At 61.1% G+C, this 3,324-nt stretch carries 2 protein-coding genes and 1 pseudogene; all 3 read right to left on the bottom strand.

From position 1 onward, the window contains the following. Nucleotides 1-560: DUF2062 domain-containing protein (locus A3764_RS09005; protein ID WP_067951504.1), on the bottom strand; the 560-nt coding region annotated here is incomplete at its 3' end. 1 nt (nt 561) lies between these two features. After that, nucleotides 562-2,706, bottom strand: a pseudogene (locus tag A3764_RS09000) (RelA/SpoT family protein). 72 nt (nt 2,707-2,778) lie between these two features. Further along, nucleotides 2,779-3,132 (bottom strand): DNA-directed RNA polymerase subunit omega, encoded by a 354-nt coding sequence (gene rpoZ / locus A3764_RS08995; protein ID WP_067924982.1) that lies wholly within the window; start codon nt 3,130-3,132, stop codon nt 2,779-2,781. Nucleotides 3,133-3,324: the final 192 nt, after the last annotated feature.

The raw sequence follows: 3,324 nt of genomic DNA, 5'->3' as shown, positions 1-3,324 counted from the left end.
GCCCGAAGCACCGGTACGGACAGATAATATGCCACGGTGGCGCTGATTATTCCCGGCAGGATGCCACCGATCAGGTAGGGATAGAAAACTTCGTCAAAGAAAACCGCCAGATGCGACCAGTCCTGAGGCGCACCGCTGAAGAGCGCGACGAAATTGTCCTGAAGATCGCGGCCCGCGTCGATGAACTTCTCTCCGAATGAGCGGTGTTCGTTGGCGTCAACTTGAGTGCCCAACACCCAATGCCCCGTGGCCAGCGCCGAAAGACCGATCGGCAGATATGTCAGCGGATTGCCGAAGAATGTGCCCATCAGCGCTGCAAGCATATTGCCGCGCATCATGCGCGCGATGAGCGCGGCGATGATGAAATGAAGGCCAAAGAACGGCGTGAATGATGTGAATATGCCGGCCCATATCCCGCGGGCGATCCGCTCCGGGCTGTCCGGCAGACGGCGCATCCGGTGTTTCACGTAGTGAAAGGCACGCGCCCATCCGCCGCGGGGCCAGAGAAACTCTGCCAATGCGCGCAATGTCGGCTTTGGATCACGGCGTTTGAAAATCAAGTCAGGCGTCCAGCGGCGGGCTGAGAACCCCTGCATCCGATGGCCGTGTAAGGCCGGGGCCGGGGTCCGGGTTGCGATACCTGCTGATAGCGGCCACGTCGCCTTCGGCTTCGAGGGTCAGCATGAGGGAATGAAGATGTTCTACATCCCTCAGTTCGACATGGATCAACAGGCGGTAAAAGTCGGGTTTGCGTTCTACGAATTCCAAATCGGAGATATTGGCGGAGGTCTCGCCGATCAAGGTGCAGACCCGCCCCAGAACGCCCGCGCCGTTGCCCATCGTCAGATCGAGCGTGGCACCGTAGACGGGCGGATGGTTCCCATCGTGCCAACGCAGGTCCAGCCAGCGCTGCGGCTGATCCTCGTAGGCCGACAGTCTTTCGCAGTCGATGGCGTGGACGGTCACCCCCTTGCCCCGGAAGGTGATGCCGACGATCCGTTCCCCCGGCAGCGGTTCGCAGCAGGGCGCCCTGTCAAACGACTGGCCCTGTTCAAGACCGATGACCGCGCGCCGGGAATCGATCTGGTCGGATGAGCGCGGCGCGAGGTCCGGATAGACGGATTGCACCACTTCGCTGCTTGTAAGCTCCGAACTGCCCAGCCGGGCGAGCACTTCATCGGGGGAATCCAGCCGCAGATGCCGTGCCGCCGTGCGCAGCACCTTGTCGGTAACCTTCTTGTCCACGTGATCGAAGGCCGCGCGCGCCAGTTCCTGCCCCAGCTTGATGAAACGCGCACGGTCGACCTCTCTCAGCGAGCGCCGGATCGCGGCCTTCGCCTTCCCCGTGGTGGCGATGTCCAGCCAGGTTGCCTGCGGCGTCTGGCCCTGTGCGGTGATGATCTCGATCGACTGGCCGTTCTTGACCCGCGTCCACAAGGGCACGCGCATCCCGTCGATCTTGGCCCCGGTGCAGGTGTTGCCGATACGCGTATGGATCGCATAGGCAAAGTCGATAGGCGTGGCGCCCCGCGGCAATTTGACCACATCACCTTTCGGGGTAAAGCAGAAGACCTGGTCGGCGTACATCTCCAGCTTGACAGCTTCGAGGAAATCCTCGTGATCCTCTTCGGCGTCGAATTGTTCGGTCAGTTGGGCAATCCATTTAGCCGGATCGACCGCAAATGGGTTCCGCGAACGCACGCCGTCCCGATAGGACCAGTGGGCCGCCACCCCGGTTTCTGCCACGTCGTGCATTTGCCGGGTGCGGATCTGCACCTCCACCCGCTTTCCGTCCCGACCGGACACGGTGGTATGGATCGACCGGTAGCCGTTGGTCTTCGGTTGGCTGATGTAGTCCTTGAACCGCCCCGGCACCGCGCGCCAGCGCCGGTGAATCGCGCCCAGCGCGCGATAGCAATCCTCTTCGCTGTCAGTGATGATGCGAAAACCGTAGATGTCCGACAGGCGGGAAAACGACTGATCCTTTTCCTGCATCTTGCGCCAGATGGAATAGGGTTTCTTTGCCCGTCCGAAGACCTCCGCCTCGATCTCCGCCTTTTCCAGTTCCACCCGCATGTCGCCTGTGATGCGCTGGATCACATCGCCGGTTTCGCGTTGTAGGGTGATGAAGCGGCGGATGATGCTTGCGCGGCCCTCGGGGTTGATCACCCTGAAGGCGAGATCCTCCAACTCCTCCCGCATCCACTGCATACCCATGCGTCCCGCCAGCGGGGCATAGATATCCATGGTCTCACGCGCCTTCTGCAACTGCTTGTCCGGGCGCATGGACTTGATGGTGCGCATGTTGTGCAGCCGGTCGGCCAGCTTCACGAGGATGACCCGCAGGTCCTTGGACATGGCCATGAACAGCTTGCGGAAGTTCTCGGCCTGCTTGGTTTCGGTGGAATTGAGCTGCAGGTTCGTCAGCTTGGTGACACCATCGACGAGTTCGGCGACCTCCGTGCCGAAGATCGCCTGCACCTCCGCGTAGGAGGCTTTCGTATCCTCGATGGTATCATGCAGCAGGGCTGTAATGATCGTCGCATCGTCGAGCTGCTGCTCGGTCAGGATCGCCGCGACGGCGACGGGATGCGTAAAATAGGGCTCGCCCGAATGCCGGAACTGGCCCTCATGCATTTCGCGGCCATAGTCGAATGCACCGCGAATCAACGCTTCGTTGGATTTCGGGTTGTAGGCCTGAACCAGCGTGATCAGATCGTCAGCCGTGATATCGGCGCTGCTCATGCCATCCGCCTCTGACCCCGGCGGGGGAAGGCGTCAGCCCTGCCCCTGCGCCGCCATGAGTTGCCGAAGCAGCATCTCTTCGGACATGCTGTCTTCTTCAGGCTTGTCCTGTTCCGCCCCCATGAGAAGCGCCATCGCGTCTTCTTCGGGTTCGTCGACTTCGATCTGGCTCTGATTGCTTTCGATCAGACGCTCGCGCAGTTCGTCTGCGCTTTGAGTTTCCTCGGCGATCTCGCGCAGGGAAACGACGGGATTCTTGTCATTGTCACGATCGACGGTCACGGCGGAGCCTGCGGAAATTTCGCGGGCGCGGTGCGCGGCCAGCATGACGAGTTCGAATCGGTTGGGAACCTTGTCCACACAATCTTCGACGGTGACGCGGGCCATGGGATGCTCCAATAGATCAGATGTTGCTGGAATGAGTGTATCTAGGCCCCTTTCCAGCGGTTTACAAGCACCTATTCCAAGGCGGTCACACCGTCGATGTCATCCTTGGACAGGCGGGCCAGCATCTGCCTTACGGTCAGGCCGGTGAGCGGATGCACCCAGTCCGGCGCCACCTCTGCCAGAGGGACAAGA

This window comes from Sulfitobacter sp. HI0129 (assembly GCF_001635395.1).
In the GTDB taxonomy this organism is placed as follows: Bacteria; Pseudomonadota; Alphaproteobacteria; order Rhodobacterales; family Rhodobacteraceae; genus Sulfitobacter.
This window is presented reverse-complemented; position numbering and strand designations above follow the sequence as displayed.

Excerpts from the sequence above, each read along its gene's own strand:
- rpoZ (WP_067924982.1), bottom strand. The coding sequence starts at position 3,132 with ATGGCCCGCGTCACCGTCGAAGATTGTGTGGACAAGGTTCCCAACCGA.